17 protein-coding genes and 1 pseudogene are annotated in these 17,338 nt (G+C 59.5%); 11 read left to right on the top strand and 7 right to left on the bottom strand.

Annotated elements, in window-relative coordinates:
• Positions 1 to 273: 273 nt before the first annotated feature.
• Positions 274 to 762 carry a TRAP transporter small permease subunit gene (locus tag NLN62_RS16000; protein WP_035664501.1) on the top strand — a complete coding sequence of 163 codons (489 nt, stop codon included), beginning with the start codon at positions 274 to 276 and terminating at the stop codon, positions 760 to 762.
• A complete protein-coding gene (locus NLN62_RS15995) occupies positions 762 to 1,406 on the top strand; it encodes a TRAP transporter large permease subunit (protein WP_254109359.1) in 645 nt (214 codons plus the stop codon). The genes NLN62_RS16000 and NLN62_RS15995 overlap by 1 nt, the downstream gene beginning before the upstream one ends.
• A gap of 59 nt (positions 1,407 to 1,465) precedes the next feature.
• Here NLN62_RS15995 and NLN62_RS15990 read toward each other — a convergent pair whose 3' ends face one another.
• Positions 1,466 to 2,050 carry a hypothetical protein gene (locus NLN62_RS15990; RefSeq protein ID WP_254109358.1) on the bottom strand — a complete coding sequence of 195 codons (585 nt, stop codon included), beginning with the start codon at positions 2,048 to 2,050 and terminating at the stop codon, positions 1,466 to 1,468.
• A gap of 494 nt (positions 2,051 to 2,544) precedes the next feature.
• On the opposite strand from NLN62_RS15990, the gene NLN62_RS15985 reads away from it, so the two are divergent.
• The 7 genes and pseudogenes from NLN62_RS15985 to NLN62_RS15955 all read left to right on the top strand — a co-directional run bounded on the left by NLN62_RS15985 (position 2,545) and on the right by NLN62_RS15955 (position 9,968).
• Entirely contained in the window at positions 2,545 to 3,492 is a 948-nt protein-coding gene (locus NLN62_RS15985) for a hypothetical protein (protein WP_254109357.1), read from the top strand.
• On the top strand, positions 3,489 to 4,826 hold the full coding sequence (locus tag NLN62_RS15980) for an O-antigen ligase (protein ID WP_254109356.1): 1,338 nt from the start codon (positions 3,489 to 3,491) through the stop codon (positions 4,824 to 4,826). Before NLN62_RS15985 ends, NLN62_RS15980 begins: the two co-directional genes overlap by 4 nt.
• Positions 4,827 to 4,828: 2 nt before the next feature.
• Positions 4,829 to 6,163, top strand: coding sequence for a hypothetical protein (locus NLN62_RS15975; RefSeq protein WP_254109355.1), 1,335 nt, complete (start codon positions 4,829 to 4,831; stop codon positions 6,161 to 6,163).
• 46 nt (positions 6,164 to 6,209) lie between these two features.
• Positions 6,210 to 6,794: an ABC transporter substrate-binding protein gene (locus NLN62_RS15970; RefSeq protein ID WP_254109354.1), complete on the top strand. Its 585-nt coding sequence runs from the start codon at positions 6,210 to 6,212 to the stop codon at positions 6,792 to 6,794.
• Complete coding sequence (locus NLN62_RS15965; protein ID WP_254109353.1) at positions 6,791 to 7,315, top strand: hypothetical protein; 525 nt, start codon at positions 6,791 to 6,793, stop codon at positions 7,313 to 7,315. The genes NLN62_RS15970 and NLN62_RS15965 overlap by 4 nt, the downstream gene beginning before the upstream one ends.
• Before the next feature lie 75 nt (positions 7,316 to 7,390).
• Positions 7,391 to 8,240, top strand: a pseudogene (locus tag NLN62_RS15960) (IS3 family transposase); the annotation flags it as partial.
• A gap of 177 nt (positions 8,241 to 8,417) precedes the next feature.
• Positions 8,418 to 9,968: an amidase family protein gene (locus NLN62_RS15955; protein ID WP_254113518.1), complete on the top strand. Its 1,551-nt coding sequence runs from the start codon at positions 8,418 to 8,420 to the stop codon at positions 9,966 to 9,968.
• 151 nt (positions 9,969 to 10,119) lie between these two features.
• On the opposite strand, the gene NLN62_RS15950 is transcribed toward NLN62_RS15955, so the two are convergent.
• Entirely contained in the window at positions 10,120 to 11,427 is a 1,308-nt protein-coding gene (locus tag NLN62_RS15950; RefSeq protein ID WP_254109352.1) for a TadE/TadG family type IV pilus assembly protein, read from the bottom strand.
• 345 nt (positions 11,428 to 11,772) lie between these two features.
• Entirely contained in the window at positions 11,773 to 12,024 is a 252-nt protein-coding gene (locus tag NLN62_RS15945; protein ID WP_027527016.1) for a hypothetical protein, read from the bottom strand.
• Positions 12,025 to 12,415: 391 nt separating this feature from the next.
• On the opposite strand from NLN62_RS15945, the gene NLN62_RS15940 reads away from it, so the two are divergent.
• Positions 12,416 to 13,996, top strand: coding sequence for a diguanylate cyclase (locus tag NLN62_RS15940; RefSeq protein ID WP_027527017.1), 1,581 nt, complete (start codon positions 12,416 to 12,418; stop codon positions 13,994 to 13,996).
• Between the two features lie 21 nt (positions 13,997 to 14,017).
• Here NLN62_RS15940 and NLN62_RS15935 read toward each other — a convergent pair whose 3' ends face one another.
• On the bottom strand, positions 14,018 to 14,578 hold the full coding sequence (locus tag NLN62_RS15935; RefSeq protein ID WP_027527018.1) for a carboxymuconolactone decarboxylase family protein: 561 nt from the start codon (positions 14,576 to 14,578) through the stop codon (positions 14,018 to 14,020).
• Between the two features lie 285 nt (positions 14,579 to 14,863).
• On the opposite strand from NLN62_RS15935, the gene NLN62_RS15930 reads away from it, so the two are divergent.
• Entirely contained in the window at positions 14,864 to 15,064 is a 201-nt protein-coding gene (locus NLN62_RS15930; protein ID WP_156944741.1) for a hypothetical protein, read from the top strand.
• A gap of 24 nt (positions 15,065 to 15,088) precedes the next feature.
• Here NLN62_RS15930 and NLN62_RS15925 read toward each other — a convergent pair whose 3' ends face one another.
• The 3 genes from NLN62_RS15925 to NLN62_RS15915 are packed head-to-tail and all read right to left on the bottom strand — an operon-like array spanning position 15,089 to position 17,306.
• Positions 15,089 to 15,661, bottom strand: coding sequence for a peroxidase-related enzyme (locus NLN62_RS15925; protein ID WP_254109351.1), 573 nt, complete (start codon positions 15,659 to 15,661; stop codon positions 15,089 to 15,091).
• Positions 15,658 to 16,146 (bottom strand): CMD domain-containing protein, encoded by a 489-nt coding sequence (locus NLN62_RS15920; protein ID WP_027527021.1) that lies wholly within the window; start codon positions 16,144 to 16,146, stop codon positions 15,658 to 15,660. The genes NLN62_RS15925 and NLN62_RS15920 overlap by 4 nt, the downstream gene beginning before the upstream one ends.
• Positions 16,143 to 17,306 (bottom strand): PLP-dependent cysteine synthase family protein, encoded by a 1,164-nt coding sequence (locus NLN62_RS15915; RefSeq protein ID WP_254109350.1) that lies wholly within the window; start codon positions 17,304 to 17,306, stop codon positions 16,143 to 16,145. Before NLN62_RS15915 ends, NLN62_RS15920 begins: the two co-directional genes overlap by 4 nt.
• Positions 17,307 to 17,338 lie beyond the last annotated feature (32 nt).

Raw genomic sequence — 17,338 nt, 5'->3', positions numbered from 1 at the left:
GATCCAGATCAAGATTACCTCGATCAAGAGGAGTGCTTTCACCGTTGGATCGAACGGTACTGCCTTCGGCCTGTGCGGCCTCGGCGCGCGCTCCCCAACCCCTTGCCAGTGCGCCGCGGCCGTCTTACCGGCAGCGAAACGACCCCAGCGCGGTGGGCCGCGATTGCGCCAGGGGGAAGAAACAAACACTCTCTCCGCCACCCCTTTGCGACCCCTTGGCTCTTGTCGCGCCTCAGGCGGCAGGCCACTCTGGTCGAGATATTGGGTGGCGCCATGATGATCCTCCTCCGCAGCCTTGATCGCATGATCGGCTCCATCGTCGCCGCAGCCAAATGGCTGGCGCTGCCGCTGATCGTCCTGCTCTTCCTGCAATGGCCGCTGCGCGACGTCGTTCAGCGCTATTCGCGCGAGGCCAATGATCTCGGGCAGATCGCCTTTGCGCTGTTCGTCGCGGTGAGCGTCACCGCGGCGACGCGTGCGCGGACGCATCTTTCGGCCGACCTGCTTGCGCGGCACTATTCCCCGCGAGCGCGGGCGATCTTGGCGCGGCTCGGCGCAGCTATCGGCCTGCTGCCCTGGGCCTTGTTCGTGCTGATCGCGGGCAACAGGATCATCTCCTCCAGCATTTGGCAACTCGAAGCGTTCCAGGACTCCGGCAATCCCGGCTACTTCCTGGTCAAGATCGCGCTCTGGCTGATGGCGGCGCTCGTGCTCGGCCAGGCGCTCGTCGACATCTTCCGCCCGCGCGAGGCGGGCGACTGATGGCGTGGCTGGGGCTCGCGCTCTTGGTGCTGGTCGGCGTCGCGATCGTCTGCACCGGCCTGCCCGCGGCCGTCGTCCTGATCGCAATGGCCGGCTGTGGCGCCGTGCTCGGCGTAGTGTCCGGCGCATTCGATCTGGCGACGCTGGGCGCGCTGCCGGTCCGGCTCGTCAACCTTCTTGAGAATGACCTGCTCCAGGCGCTGCCGCTCTATGTGACCATGGGTCTGTTACTCGACCGCCTTCCGGTCGCCGATGCGCTCTATCGTGCCGGCAACGCGGTGTTGCCGCGCAGTCCGGCGGCGCCGCTGGTCTCGGGCATGCTGCTCGGCGCGCTGCTCGGTCCGATGAACGGCTCGGTGGGCGCCAGCGTGCTAGCGCTCTCCCGCGTGGTCTCGCCGCGTCTGGCCGCTGAGGGGATCGCGGCGCCGGCACGTCATGCCGTGATCGCTGTCGCGGCGACGCTTGGCGTGCTGGTGCCGCCGTCGCTGGTGCTAATCTTGCTCAGCGATGCCATGCTGTCGGCCCACACCATGGCGGTGACAGCCACCGGCCGCAGCGACCGCGTGGTCAACACACAGGACATTTTTCACGCGGCGCTGGTGCCGGGCGGCGTCTTCCTCGCACTATGTCTGGCGCTGTCCTAGCGAGAACTGACAGCTCGGACAAAGAAATATTTCGGGAATAATTCGCATCGATATATTCGTTAACACGATGCATGGCTTTTGGGTCCGCCTCGCGTCCGAGGCAATATAGCTCGGACCCCCATCGCTTCTCTCAATTCATGCAACAAGACCATGCCGAGGGCTTCTGCGTAAGAAGATTCTTCAATCGAAGATCGATCTACGACAGCTTGAATTTTTAGGAGCGTGGCTTTCAATGGCTCATTTTCAAAGTACAAAGCAGGGGGAAGTTCAGTCAAACGAAAATCGTTTGCCTCTTCAGCAGTGGGACTCAGATGAACCGCGACTACTAAAGACTGCCGTCTTTTAAACTTTATCCAACCCTCAGCCGAGCATCCACCTGGCAAAAACGTAAGCGCGTTGCGGTAATCTTGGCGAGTAGAGCGAATTGAGCCATCAACTCTATCTTCGCCGTCCGATCGAATAATGTCGTGGAAGGCAAGATATGCAGTCTGACTTTTTACGCGGTATTCTAATTCTTTAGAGTCGGATACGCGAACTACTTCCGCGGTGTAACTGGGCCATGACTGGCATTTTTGAGTATCGGGACCATCACCAGAATGGTCCTGGAAGTCCCAATGGATTCGCCCTGCGCCTTCGTTGTCCAACTGAGGTCCCCGACCCGTTTCTTCTTCTCACGAGTGTTTCGCTGATTTCGCAGCCTGATCAAGATCAGATGTTGCTGTACTATGCTTCGATTGCTCTTTAGGGCCGCAAGGGGCGCGTGTGGCCCAAAGTCCCAATATGTTGGCGCATGATAACAAGACTAGTTTGGCTGCAATCCCCTAAGACCAGATGCTCGCTCGTCGCGACGCTCGGTTGCCGAGAGCTTCATCGGCGTATTGAAGCAGCAGTTTGTTGAGACCGATGCAGCGAAACTTGATGTCAGCCACGGCGATTGCTCAAAACGCCTTCGTTCGCCAAATTGGCATTCCTGCATGGCCCCCTCGTCACGTAAAAGCCCAAAGAGCGGAAGTGGGGTTCTAGTTCTCGATCCCTCGCAACTCTTGAGCTGCTGTGACGACGATGTGCAAAGACTGCATTGCTGACGCAACCTAGAAAACTTAGATAGTCCTTCACTTTTAAGGGAATAGCGCTACCAATGACCGGAAGAATTTTCGAACCCATCAGGGAAAACCTTAAAATCTTTCTGGTTACAGCAGCGGCAATTAGCATCGCCTCGGTGGCCGCTATTTCCATCTATCCAACCAGAGTGGCTGTAAAATCTTCGATTAGGGTTGCGACTGCGCTAAGTTCGAATCGGTGGGAAGCATTGATACCGATAGATCAGATTTCCAAACTCACGTCGGATTTGTATCTTTCAAAAGTCCTGGTAAATCTTGCGTCCCAAGGCGCATCAGATGCTAGTTTGAGGCAGTTTCAAGATCTGAAGGTTGGCTCTATCGGACAGTCTATCAGTTTGCAGAACATCGTGAGTGCCGGCGATGAGGACAGATTCAAAAAGTTTCAAACGTTGATTCTGGATCAAATCGTTCTCGATCAAGTCGGCTTTTCCGAAAACGCGAGGGCGACGATACACCTAACCGTTCAGAGCGCTATTCGGATTGTTGAAAATCTGACGCAGCGGATCGACCGCGCGATACGCGAACTCAAGGAATTGGATCATAGATCCAAGGCTCTTCAGGAATTGGTGAGTGCCTCCCGTTCGCAAATCGACGAAGCGTTGAAAGCGGTTGGCTATTCCAAAGATATGCAAGCTCTTTTTGCCAGAGAAACAGACATTAGAGAAGCGAGAGACGCGGTTATGAACCGCGAGGTTGATCAGAGGCGAATCGACGAGGAGCGGGGTCGCCTAAATCGCGAGATTTCCGACTTGCAGCAGGCCAGAGAGGGTCAGCTCAAGTTGAAAGCAGCTAGCGAGCAAGAACTTTTGTTCGTCTGCGATCCAAGCGTCTTGCTTGAACCGTCGACAATTCCAATAAATATCGGACCACGGCGATTGTTCTTGGTCATCGCAGCAATTATCGCGTCGTTGGCGGCAGCGTACCTGATTGTCATTATGATTAGGCGAACCAGGCTGCCGACGTGAGCGTTCAAACAAGCGGAAATTGGGCGGCGGATACTGCCAACATTGAAAGCTCTGCGGCTTCCGCGACGGTTGCGACCGCGACAGTTGCGACGTTTGCAAAAAGCTTCGTTCCGTTTCAGTTCTTTGGTTCTACTGAAATCTTTGTGGCATCTTTGCTCCTGTGCATTGCCAGTGTGGCAATGAATTCTAGATTGCACGTCACGCGAGCCTGGGAAGTTAAGACGGAGCTACTTCTTATAACCGCTTTCTATGCTCTCGTTGTTGCTAATTTCTTGGTGGTATCCGGCGACGACGTTCCTAGTACGTATTTGGTAGGGACCGTTACGTTTCTTCCCATGTTTTTGGCTCTTGGTTTCGTCACGGCACTGCGAATGAAGCTGCTCGCATGGATTTTGCTATCAGCGTCGGCGATCTACGTTTTTTTCCTATCGGCTTTTATTCTGACGCAGGGCGACGTGTATCAAGACGGCTATTTCGCTGACGTTTTCGGTTTGGGACGAATGGTACTTCTATCGGGCGCGGATACCTCGCAACTCTATCAGAACGTTGGAATATATCTGGCGCTTGGAGCGCTTTCAGCGGCCTATCTTTGCGCCGATTTGAGTAGTGTCATTAAGAAGGCGCTTATCAGTCTCTCACTATGTACTGCCGTCGCTTTGACAATTTTAGTTCAAGCGAGGGGTGCTGCGGCCGGACTGATCTTTGCACTTTTAATCCGTTCTCGGTGGTATTCCCGAAATATTCTTGGTTGGACAATCATAATCTCGGTTTTGGCCGGGCTTCTGCTCTTTGTGTTCGCGGACGATCTCGAGCATCTTCCGATCTGGGTACGAACTATCAATGAATTGTCAAAGGCTGATCCTCCCCCGAATACACGAATTGCAATCTACTCGTTTGCTCTAAAGGCAATCTGGATGGACCCTGCATCCTTTATTTTTGGTAGGGGATTTGGAATGTTTCCCATCGACTATGGCTACAGACCGCCAGACTGGTTGTTGGCGTCGCCGTCAGCTTCGCTTTACCCTCACAATTCAATTTTAGAGGCGCTCTACGAATTGGGTGTTGTCGGAGCGACTTTATATGCGGTCAGTTTGGCTAAGCCGATGATTGTTGGGATGAACGCGACAAAGACTAAAGACGCTTGGTTAGCCAATTCGTGTTTCCTGATGTTCGTTCTTATGGAAATGTTTTCTGGTGCCTTAGCGTATTCATACCCTTTCGTTTTCTTTCTAGGGCTGCTTCTTGGGGCCATCGCTGACTCGCGGCGACAACAGCTGACGGTTGAGATCAACACGAAGGTTCCAACGGCCCTTCTGCGCCAATTGGCATTGTAACGATGTTGGTCGAAAGCTATCTCATAGCCTCCGCATCGATGGTGGGCGCCACAGCTTATTTTACTCTGAAGACGCGCGGGTATATTTCCACGACATCAATGCTGATGGGTTTCTTGCTAGCCTTGTATGGCCCTGCGTACTTGATTTTCATGCTATATTACAATGAAAGCTCTTTAGTTTACCGCCAATTGGCCAATTCCCCCTATTTTGCCGACGGAGTCATTTCTCTCAATCTTTCAATTGCGATCATGTTTTTGGGATGCATCGGTGGAATCGAACTCGCCGATAAATTCTTGTCAGGAAAGCAATATGAACTCGACGGCGCACTGAAACATTGGGAGCACCGACCCCTTAGCAAAAACAGTAATTTCGCGATGCTGCTCGTCGCAACTAACTTATCGCTTTTTGCCTACATGGCTCTAATCTCGCTTCGTGAGGATCATTTCGGAGTTATTTTAGGGTTTTTGAGCGCTCCAAATTTTGCTTCAGCAAAGGACGAGTACCGCCTCCTTTTTGGGGGCAGCAACACCTATGCTTATCGGCTAGTGCTAACTTCAATCGCTCCTTTTTTTCTCATTTGGGGAATCCTAGAGAGTTGGACGTCCAGATCGAAAACACTTTTGCTCGGCTCCCTCCTATTGCTGCTGACTATACTGTTGGGGCGGATGGAAACCTTGAGCAGAGCGCCGGTTGCATTCTTGATCATTCAGCTTGGATTCGCCTGCCTACTGTGTTTACGAAATCGGCTTACGTGGCCCGTAGTGGCATTTGGCTCGGTGATGCTGCTTGCGATATTTTATCCGTTGATCAGACTTACCATTCCCGAGACCGCCCTTGGGGCCACCGCAATAAATTTCTTCTTCCGACGAGCGTTCTTCGTGCCGAATGAAGCGGTTCTGGAATTCTTCACGGCGTTTCCGTACTACTTGTCTCATAGTTGGGGAACGAATATACGGCCAATAGCCCTCTTATTGGGCACGGATTTCCATCCCGCCTTCGCGGACGTCTCTTACCTTTGGCGAAGCCAATCGGGTTCAATCAGCAACTCGATGTTTATAGCCGACGCTTACGCCGATTTTTCATTCCTGGGTGTGGCCGCGGCGAGTCTTTTTGTGGGAAGCGTTTGCAGACTAATCGACCTTCTTTTCCTTCCAAGTGACAAGTCCCCAATGGTGGTCGCGGCGCTGTCTTCAGCGCTTCTAGGTGTCCTCCATCTAATGGCAGGCGCAGTCCAAACCGCGATGCTCTCCGGAGGTTTGCTAAGTGTGCCTCTTGTGGCATTGGGCGTATCGAGCACTTCGGCGCTCTTTCGGACGCGCGATGTCAAAAATCGCTAAACTCGAACGCGAATGCGACCAAACCCGAACGTGGCATGACGGGCGGATGATCTACTTCAAAATTTCAGAATTGCTCTCTACGGCGGTGGTTTCAGCCCTAATAATTCTAGGCATGCATTCTACTGTCAGAGGCACCGAGCCTTCTCTTCCAAAAATCGAAGTTGGAAGTGTTGGCTCGTTCCTGAACGCCGACCTTGATCGCGCAGGCTCCCTGATGGTTGCGGCTGCCTATTTTCGAAAAATCAACGATGACGGCGGTATTGGCGGCCGCGACGTAGATTTGGTCTCTTATGACGACGAGGGAAGTCTCAAGAGGACCCTGGATCTGACTCGCAAGCTTGTTGAAGTCGATAAAGTGACATTACTTTTTCGAATGAACAAAGAGGCAAACAATGCAATCGGCCCCTATGTTCGTTTCAAAAAAGTCCCACAAGTGTTTGATGTCGACCCAGATGAAGACTCGGAGTCACTGAAAACACCGCCTGAAGTTCAGGGGAAATTTTTCGGTGAGTATATGCTGAAAGAAATGCCCGGCGCTAAAATTGCAATCATTCACGAGGAGAGCCGTTCCGCGCACCAATTTTTAGCTGGGTTTTATGGTGGCTTGGGGGAAAAAATGCTCGGTCGATGATTACCAACATCGACGGAGATCCTAAATTTCTCGGCAATCGGGTCTCACGGGTAAGCGGGCACAATGCAGACTTTCTAGTAATCTTTGGTCAGCCTGATTTCCAGATCAAACTGCTGGAGCAGGCAGCAGAAGTGGTGGACTGGAAGCCTACGATGGTTTTGAGCGATGCAGCAGTTTCTATTGCGAAGCAAGAAATGGGAACTCATAACGGTATTTTTTCCTTGGCTAATCAGAGGATTCGCATAGTTCTGACGTCTGCTGAGAGTGAGGAATGGGAAATCTTCAAAAGCCGATATCTTCCTGACACCGTGTCTCCGTCGGAAGCTGTCATGAGAGCTTATCTCCAGGCGAGATCGACAGTTGCTTTGCTGCAGGGCTGCGCAGGTAACCTCACATCACAGTGCATTCAAAGAGACTTTGAAGCTGCGCGAGAAGAGCGAGCTCGTTTTGGTCGTGCTTTGCATTTGATGCGCTTTAATGGCCAGTCATGGGATATCGCTGCTCCAAGCACGCGATATTAGGCAGGCCGGATATGACCTGCCACTGAGTATTTCCTCCAGAAGGAGTTAGAGTCCGGCCCGAAGAAGGACGGACAGATGAAGCGAGCAAGGTTCACGGAAGAGCAGATTATCGCTGTATTGAAGGAGCATGAGGCTGGGGCGAAGACGGCTGACCTGGCTCGCAAGCATGGAATCTCCGAAGCGACGATCTACAATTGGAAGGCCAAATTCGGCGGCATGGACGTTTCCGAGGCGAAGCGGCTGAGGGCCTTGGAAGAGGAGAACGCGAAGCTGAAGAAGCTTCTGGCCGAGCAGATGCTCGACGCGGCCGCCCTTCGCGAGCTGCTTTCAAAAAAATGGTAGGGCCCGCCGCCAAGCGCGCTGCGGTCGCGCATCTGCAGGCCGTCATGAGCCTGTCGGAACGGCGGGCGTGCTCGATCGTGGGCGCGGATCGGAAGTTGATCCGTTATCGCTCCAGCCGCCCTGCGGACGCGGCTCTGCGCGGCCGGTTGCGCGATCTCGCCAACGAGCGGCGGCGGTTCGGCTACCGCCGGCTATTCGTCCTGCTGCGACGGGAGGGAGAGCCCTCGGGGATCAATCGGATCTACCGGCTTTATCGCGAGGAAGGGCTCACCGTCCGCAAGCGGCGGGCTCGCCGCAAAGCTGTGGGGACCCGTTGATCCTGATCGAGGCGAGGCCCAACGCGCGCTGGTCGCTGGACTTCGTCCACGACCAGTTCGCCAACGGCCGGCGCTTCCGCATTCTCAACATCGTCGACGACGTCACTAAGGAATGCCTGGTCGCCATTCCGGAGACGTCGATCTCACGACGGCGCGTCGCCCGCGAACTGACGGCAATCGTCGAGCGACGCGGCAAGCCAGGAATGATCGTGTCCGACCATGGCACCGAGTTCACCTGCAACGCCATGCTGGCCTGGAGCAAGGACACGGTCATCGCCGGCCGATCGCCACTGACCATACGCCGCATCGCTCGCTCACCTTTGCATGCAGAAACGCACCTGTACATGCGCGCATGCCGCACGTAACCTCCGCCGCGCAAAGTCAGGAGAAAAGTAGTGGCCAAGGCTGCAACGAAGAAGAAGAAAAAGAATGCGTCCAGAACGATGGTAACGAAGAAGGCGGCCGGCAATCGCCGCGCGCGCAAGGGCGCCGTCGCCAAGGCAACCAAAAAGTCGGCCAAGAAAGCAGCCAGGAAGATAGCGAAGGCGACGACCAAAGCTGCCCCGGCCCGGCGGCCCAAGGGGGCGATCTGGCAATGGTCGGCAGCCGACACCGCGGGTGCGATTCGCGGTGGCGCCATTTCAGCGGTCGAGACCGTCGAGGCGCATCTGGAGCGGATGCGTGCGGTGAATGCGAAGCTCAACGCGGTCGTCGTCGATCTCTCGGATGAGGCGCTTGCGGCGGCGCATGCCGCGGACAAGCAGCGGGCGAAGGGCGGCGAGCTCGGCCTGCTGCATGGCGTGCCGATCACCATCAAGGAGAACGTCGACTATCAGGGCCGGCCAAATCCCAACGGCGTGCCGGCGAACATGAGCATCATCGCGCCGTCGGATTCGCCGGTCGTGCGCAACCTGAAGAAGGCCGGCGCGATCGTCATCGGGCTGACCAACACGCCGGAATTCTCCTTCCGCGGTTTCACCGACAATCCCCTGCACGGGCTGACGCTCAATCCCTGGAATCAGAACATCACCTGCGGCGGCTCGTCCGGCGGCGCGGGCGCGGCGGTCGCTGCCGGCATCGGTACCATCGCGCATGGCAACGACATCGGCGGCTCGCTGCGCTGGCCGGCGCATTGCAACGGGGTCGTCACCATCAAGCCGACGCAAGGCCGCATCCCCGCGTTCAACCAGAGCGCCACCTCCGAGCGTCCGATGCTTGCGCATCTGATGTCGGCGCAGGGGCCGCTCGCGCGCCATGTCGGCGACATCAAATTGGCGCTCGAGGTGATGAGCCAGCGCGATCCGCGCGATCCCTGGTGGGTGCCGGCGCCGCTGTCGGGTCCGACGCCGAAGGGCCCGATCAAGGTCGCGCTGGCAAAGATCCCGGCGGACATGGACGTCGATCCGTCGGTGCGCGATGCGCTGCGGCAGGCGGCCGATCATCTCGAACGTGCCGGTTATCGTGTCAGCGAGGTCGAGCTGCCCGACATCAGCGGTGTCTGGCAGACCTGGTGCGACATCATCACCAACGAGACCGTGGTGATGCAGGAAGCCGGCATGCTGAAGGTGACCTCCGAGGACTTCCACAAGGCGTGGAACGGCATGAAGACCAAGGCCAACGTGCTCGATCTCAAGTCCTGGATGCAGGCCACCGCCGCGCGCAACGGCCATATCCGCGCCTGGCAATTGTTCTTCGAGGACTATCCGGTGGTGCTGGCGCCGACCACGGTGAAGCCGACGCCGGGCCCGCGCGAGGATACGCTCAGCCCCGAGCGCGTGCGCGAGATCTTCTGGAACGACATCCGCTTCATCTCCGCGATCAACGTGCTCGGGCTGCCCGGTGCCGTGGTCCCCGTGACGTTGCATGACGGCAAGCCGATCGGCGTGCAGCTGATCGCCGGCCGCTATCGCGAGGATCTTGCGCTCGATGCCGCAGCGGCGATCGAGAAGCGCGCCGGCGTGCTGGCGCACCGGCTCTGGGAGATGATGGATTGAGCCCGCTAAAGCGCGATGAGATTGAGATGAATCGTCATCGCGCCTTAGCTGGGTTATGGTTTTGAGCATGATCCTTTCGAAAAACCGCTTCACATTTTTCCGGATCATGCTCGCGGCTTCGCGCGAAGGGCGCGGGGCCTTCCGGCGGCGGCTATTGCGTCAGGTGTGCAGAGGAGATGGCCTTCTGAAACAGCGCGGTCAGCGCGTCGCTGATACTGCTGTCGCTCGACACCTCGTAGTAATAACCTGAGGTTGCGCAGGCTTTCATCTGGGTCGCGATCGAGCTGCGCCAGGGCGCGATGTAGGTGGTGTACCAGCTGTTGCTGGTGATCGCGAGATACGTGGTGTAAAGGATCGCGATGTTGATGCCACGATTCTTGATCGTATCGCAGATCGTGGTCGTGAGCGGCTCCTGGCATCGCCCCGACGAAGCGATGACGGTCTCGGAGCAACTCGACGGGTAGTAGTAGTAGTCGGCCACCCCGTCCGAGATGAAGAATAGCCATTTTTGCGGCGAGGATGCAGTACCGGTCCCGGGAGTCGGAATCGTGCTGTTCATCGATGACAGAATGCCGTCGAAGTCGGTGCACATATCGTTGTTGTAGTTGGTGTAGGGAATCGTCATCAGGTCGACCGAAGAGACGGCCGTCCTGACCGACGAGAGGCTCGACGTGAGCGATGAGATCGTCGTCAGGCCGATGGAGCCGCAATCGCTTCCCATGGTGTAGACGGCCATGCGGTACTGGTTGCTGACGAGCTCGCTTGACGTGGCCGTATCCGTCAATGACTGCGTCGCGGTCCGCACCAGGTCGATCCGCATCGTGATGCCGAGCTTCTTCGCGATCGAATAGTAGCTGTTGGTTTGCTTCGTCTTCTTGGAGCTCGACGTATAGGTGTCATGGCAGGCGAAGGCGCAACTGTCGGAGGTCGCGGCCTGCAAGGCGGTCATGTCAGCAGTGGTCGCGCCCAGCCCCTGCGATGGCGAGTTGTCGAGCAGCACGTAGAAGTCGATATAGCTAGGGAGCGAGGCCGCCGCCGACGAGCTCGCCGACACCGTCATGGTCTTGTAACCCAGCAGACCCATGAAATAATTCGAAACGGACAATGTTGCCGTACCGGTAGCCGTCCGGGTGGTCACGGTGTCCGTCACGGTCATGGTCACCGAGCTCGTTGTCATGCCGTAAGCGGACATCTGCGCGGCGTACGTATTCAGTGCATTGCTCTGTGCCGTGGCTGCGGTGTTTGTGATCTCGCTCTTGGCGGTGGCGACCAGCACCGCGGTGTCGAGTGCCGCCATCAGCTTGGCTCGGGCCCGCACCGCGAGGGAGTAATCGACCGCGGCGCCGACGGCGGCGAGAACGGGCAGCGATGCAATGGCGAAGATCACAACGATATTGCCGCTGCGATCGCAGCGGAAACGCGAGAGCAGGCGACCAAAACGCGTGGTGGCAAACGTCAACTTGGCGAACCCCTGAGCGAAGAATTGAACGCTTCAACGTAGCGCCCAGATGCTTGCGGGTCGGTTGCTCAATGCGTGAGAAGACGTTTCCGGTGTGTTGCTGAGGATGTCGCGCACTCGCGGCAAACAGTATCGAATCATCGACATGGAGAGGCGGGCGTCGATCATCCCGTGGTACTGCTGAGATCGAGTCGGTAGTACTCCGAAGTGCCGCTCTCTCAATTGAGCGCGCAGATAGAACGTCTCATGCGGCGCCATCGCCGAAGCTTCCCTTCAGCGTCCTCTGAGGACGGGCGCGCTACGCGCGCCACCTTCTTCCGCAAGGGGAGAAGGAAGAAGACGTTCTCACCCTCTTGCGCCGAGCACTACTCGCGCGGCCGCCACATACTCGCGCCAATGCGTTTCCGCGTAGTGCTCGGCCTGCCGTGCGCCTAGGATGTCGGGCGCGTGCGCGGCTGCGATCAGCCTAGCGAAGCGTTCTTCGGCGACCGTCGTGTCCGCGGCATCGGCGGTCGAAGCGAAGGCGCTGCTTGCGGCCTGCGGTGCGGCGACGAGTCCCGCCATTCCGGCCAGCAAAACACGGCGTGATGTCTTCATTGCTTTCATCCTCTCTCGTCTGGTTGCTCGAGCCTGGCAGGCGAGTGTGTCGTTGCGATCACGGCAGGGTAACCGCGCGCGCCCGGGCAGTCCACACATTGCGGATGCGGCTTGACGCTGCGGGCGCCCATTTACGTCGTGCGCAACTGATTTTCGGGCGGAGTGGATCTTTCGGTTGAGTGGATGTCCGATGTCCCGGAATTGTCCGGATGGTGGTGCGCGGCCGCCACTCGTGCGCACTGATGAGCAACGGGCGTTTTCGCGCGCCGGGCGCGCCTTGAGCTGCGCGCGTCAACCGATCGTTAGCCTTTCTCGTGAAATCGCCAGCTGCGTTATCCTGCCGCAAGGAGCGCTGCGGCAGACTGAAACCGGTTTCGTCTGGGAGGTTGTGATGCCCCGCTTGACGCCGGAACGAACGTTCCTGGCCGGGAAGATTATCTTCAACTTTGGGCAATCGTCGCTCGATTGCGTGGTGCGCCGCATGTCGGAGGAGGGGGCGATGCTCCAGCTCGACACCGGCCTTGGCGTGCCTGACCAGTTCCAGTTGAAGCTGGCGGACGACGAGTTGCTGGCCTGTCGCGTGGTCTGGCGTTCCGACCGCGAGATCGGTGTCGCTCTCGGCAGGGCCAGTGGCGAGGCGAGGAACGAGGGGCCGCCGGCGCGGCGCGGCGACGCCTTGATGCGCAGCCAGATGCTGGCGCTGCGCGCCGCGCTCGATCACGTGCCGACCGGCATCGTGCTGCTCGACGCGCAGCTCAGGGCGCGCCTGATCAACCGGTCATTCCGCCAGATGTGGCGGCTGCCCGAGGAGGTCGCCGACAGCAATCCCTCAATCCTCACGCTGCTCTATCACGGAAGGGATACCGGGGCCTACGAAGTGCCGGCCGCGGAGCTCGATGCGCTCGTTGCAATGCGTGTTCGCCAGATTGAGGCAGGAGATCCCACGCCGGTCGATCTGCGCCGAACCAACGGCGATGTCATGCGCGTGCAGTGTACCCCTCTGCCCGATGGCGGGCGGATGCTGACCTACACCCCCGTCACCGATATCGTGCGCTCCTCCGACGAACTGAAGCTTCTGCGTGACGCGCTGGAGAACGTCCAGGATGGCGTGCTTCTCCTCGACTCCGACCTGAACGCGAGCTTCATGAACCGGCGGATGCGGCGGTTCTGGGAGGTGAGCGAAGAGGAAGCGGCGGCCCGGCCGGCCTACGCGTCGCTGGTGCGGCGCGTGCATCGTGCCAGCGCGCCGGATCTTCCCCCAGGCGAGCTGGCAAGGTTTCCGGCCAAGCGCGTCGAAGAGGTCAAGGCCGGCGATCACGTGCGCGACCTTCAGACGCCCGATGGTCGGCGCATCCGCGCTCATTGCACGACGATGTCGAATGGCGGCCGCATGCTGACCTATGTCGACATCACCGACCTCACGCAAAAGGCCAAGATGCTGGAGACGCTGGCCACGACCGATCCGCTCACCGGCCTCTTCAACCGCCGCCATTTCCTGGAAAGCCTCGATGCCGAATGGAGCCGCTTCCAGCGCTATTATCGCTCGGTCTCGGTGTTGATGCTCGACATCGATCACTTCAAGTCGGTCAACGACCGCTATGGCCATGGGGTCGGCGACGCCGCGATCAAGACGGTCGCTGCCGCGTGCCTCGATGGCAAGCGCAAGTCTGATATCGTCGGCCGCCTTGGCGGCGAGGAGTTCGCGGTCCTCTTGCCCGAGACCAGCCTGTCCCGTGCGAGAACGGTCGCCGAGCGCATCCGCAAGCGCGTGATGAGCTCGCACATCGTCGCCCACAAGATCCGGTTCGGCGTCACTGTGAGCATCGGCATCGCCGAGGCCAGCGTCAGCATGTCCGGCACCGATGCGTTGATGAGCGCGGCCGATCACGCGCTCTACCAGGCCAAGGCTGAAGGCCGCAATCGCTGCATCGCCTGGTCGCCACCGCCGCCCGCAAGCAAGGCGGCGGAGTGATCGGGCAAGCGAGGCCGGCGTCTAATCCGGCACCGGCACGTCGAACGTGTTCAGCGTGACCGAGACCATGCAATAGACGCCGACGAGATAAGACAATTCGGCCGCGCCGTGCTCGCCGAACTCCTTCACCGCCGCGCGCCAGGTCAGCTCGGGCAGCACGCCACCGCTCACGAGAGAGGACGCCATGTCGTAGGCGACGGCCTCCTGCTTGGTCAGGTCGACCGGCCGCTGGCCGGCTACGATGGTCGCGAGCTTCTCGTCGGACAGGCCGCGCTGCTCGGCGACCAGTACATGGGCATAGAGCTCGTAGCCGGAGCGGAAATGCGAGCCGGTCACGAGGATCGCGACCTCGCGCACCGGCGCCGGCAGCAATGGGTTCGACGCGATCGCCTTGACCAGCTCCCACACCGGCCCGCCGAAGCGCGGCTCGCGGAGCCACGGATTCCAGGGGCCGAGCAGCGCGCCGTCCTCGCGCATGTTCACAAAGCCCTTGAAATGATCCTTGATGCCCGCTCGCATGTCGTCATAGAGCGGCTTCTGCTCGGCGGTCAGCTCTTTCGGATCGAGAATGGGAAGGCGCACGGCAGGTCTCCTCGTTCTGGGAACGGCGAACGTCGCCCGCATGCTCGCGCGAGGCAAGTGAAGTTGCCGTGACATGCGCATCGCGGTCTTTTGAGGTCGCAGGCGCCGTAAATTCCGCGGCAGTGCTGCCGGCCAATCTCGCCGCGGCTGACGGGCTTGCGAAGACGCTTCGTGACGCTGCGATGGCGCCATAACCCTGGTTGGCGGAATTAGGCTCGAGTTTGCGAACCGGTCTCTCCCGATCGCCGACAAAGGCGGGTAGGTTTGATCAAGAGAGCGCCCGGGATGCGAAAGTTCGTCGTGTTTGTTCTTGCCAGCGCGATGTTCGCCGCCGGCTTGTATATCGCGGGCGTTGAGCTTTTTTTGAGTGAAGCCGTCTATTTCCGGCTGCTCTTCGTCGGTGGTTTCCTGGCCTTGCTGGGCGGCTATCTGCTCTGGACCGATTTTCTGGCGCCGGCGCTCAGCATTCGGACATGGGAGGACTGAGCTCCCAACCGGTGACATCAGGCGTCACGCCCGCGGTTCGCCCAGCGTGTGCATCAGCCGGTTGGCCCAGCCGAAGATCGCAGCCGACAGCACGAGGTCGAGCTGCTCGAGCTCGCTGAGGCCTGCGTCAGCCAGCCCGCGTGCGTCGTCCGCCGTGGCTTCGATCGGCGTGGTCGAGAGTTTCGTGGCGAAATCGAACAAGGCCTGCTGCCGCGTCTCCAGCGTGGCGTCGCGCTCGTCGGCAAAGATGTCTTCGACGACATCGTTCTGCCCCGTAAGGCCGATGAAGCGCGAGGCGTGGACGGCCGCACAGTAGATGCAGCGGTTGACGATGGAGGCGCTGAGCGCGCCGAGCTCGCGCTCGGCAGAGGACAGGCCGTTCTTGCCGTACATGATCATGTTGAACAGCGGCGAGCGGACCTCGAGCGATTCCGGATCGTGCGCCAGCGTCAGCACGTAAGGCGACACGCCCTTGTTCGACGGCGTGACCTTCATCGCCGCGAGCTGCTCCGGCGTTGCGGAGGCGAGCTCGACCGGGGTAACGTAGGGCGACCAGGTCGGTATCGCAGCGGTGAAGGTGTGAACGACCTTGCTCATCGGGCCTCGACTGCTTTGAGAAGCTTTAGGCCCGCAACGACCCGCAACTGATAGTTCACGAAGGCGGCGAGCTCCGAGAGCCGCACGATGTCGGCCTCGCTGACGCCGGCGGCCTTCAGCGTCTCGATGTCCTGTCGCGTCGCCTCGCGCGGGGAGAGCGTCAACAGGTCGGCGTGACGCGCCATGGCGTCGTCCAGCGCATTGCCGCAAGCGCCGCCGGGCTCGGCGAGGGCGACGACATCCAGATCATGCGAATGCGCGAGATAGGATTCGTAATGTGCGGTCAGCGCGGCATCGCCGACATGCCGGCACATCCGTGCCGCGAGCGCAGCGCGCAGGCCGTGGCTCAGCCCGCCCGGCTCCCGCGGCACCAGCACCGCGTCATGGGCGGCTTCGCTCAGCCGAAGAATCTCGGCACGCGCTTTCAGCGCCTGACCAAGCCGTGACCCCTCGGGCACGCCGGCCATCGTTTCGATCAGCGTCACGCGGCACCTCGCGAACTCTGTGGGTTCGCGGCATCCGCGACCGCAAAGCTGAGCGGCTTGCCTGTTTCCAGGAAGGCCGACAACTCGGCTTCATAGGGCGCGGGGTCGAGCCCGCGCGCGGCGAGCCATTGCGGCTCATAGTAGGTCTGACGGTAGCGCTCGCCGGAATCGCAGATCAGCGTCACCAGCGATCCCGTCTCGCCCGCGTTGCGCATCTCGTCGGCGAGCCGGCAGAGCGCCAGGAAATTGGTGCCGGTGGATCCGCCGACCGCCCGGCGCAGCCGGCGTGTCAGCAAATTCATCGCGGCGATCGTCGCGGCGTCCGGAATCTTCATCATGCGGTCGACCACACCGGGCACGAAGGAGGGCTCGCAGCGCGGACGGCCGACGCCTTCGATCAGCGAGGGCCGCTCGCAGATCTGCGTGCGGTCCTGGGTGCTGAAGCAGTCGAAGAAGGCGGAATGCTCGACGTCGGCGACGCACAGTCGTGTCGGATATTGCCGATAGCGCAAATAGCGGCCGATCGTCGCCGAAGTGCCGCCGGTGCCGGCGCCCATCACGATCCAGTCCGGCACCGGGCGCGGCTCGCCCTTGAGCTGGGTGAAGATCGACTCGGCGATGTTGTTGTTGCCGCGCCAGTCGGTGGCACGCTCGGCAAAGGTGAACTGATCCATGTAGTGGCCGTTCAGCCGCGCGGCGAGCGCAGCGGCTTCCGCATAGAGCGCGCGGCCGTCGTCGATCAGATGGCAGTTGCCGCCGTAATGCTCGATCGCGGCGATTTTTTCCGCCGAGGTCGTGCGCGGCATCACGGCATAGAAGGGCACGCCGATCATCTGCGCGAAATAGGCCTCCGAGACTGCCGTCGATCCCGACGAGGCCTCGATCACAGGCGTACCTTCGCGGATGTGGCCGTTGCAGAGCGCGTAGAGGAATAGCGATCGGGCCAGCCGGTGTTTCAGGCTGCCGGTCGGATGGGTCGACTCATCCTTGAGATAGATGTCGATGCCTGCCAGCGCCGGCACGATCAGGCGGATCAGATGCGTATCAGCCGTGCGGCACTGGTCCGCTTCGATCGCCGCCACGGCCTCGTCGACCCAGCCGCGCCTGTAGGCCGGTCCGGCCGGGTCTTGATGGCGGAAAGGGACTGGCTCCTTTGGCATGACAAAAATCTCTCATAATTCTTCTTGCGCAT

The organism is Bradyrhizobium sp. CCGUVB23, assembly GCF_024199885.1.
Lineage (GTDB): Bacteria > Pseudomonadota > Alphaproteobacteria > Rhizobiales > Xanthobacteraceae > Bradyrhizobium.
The sequence above is the reverse complement of the archived record's forward strand: the minus strand, read 5'-3'. Positions and strand labels throughout refer to the sequence as shown.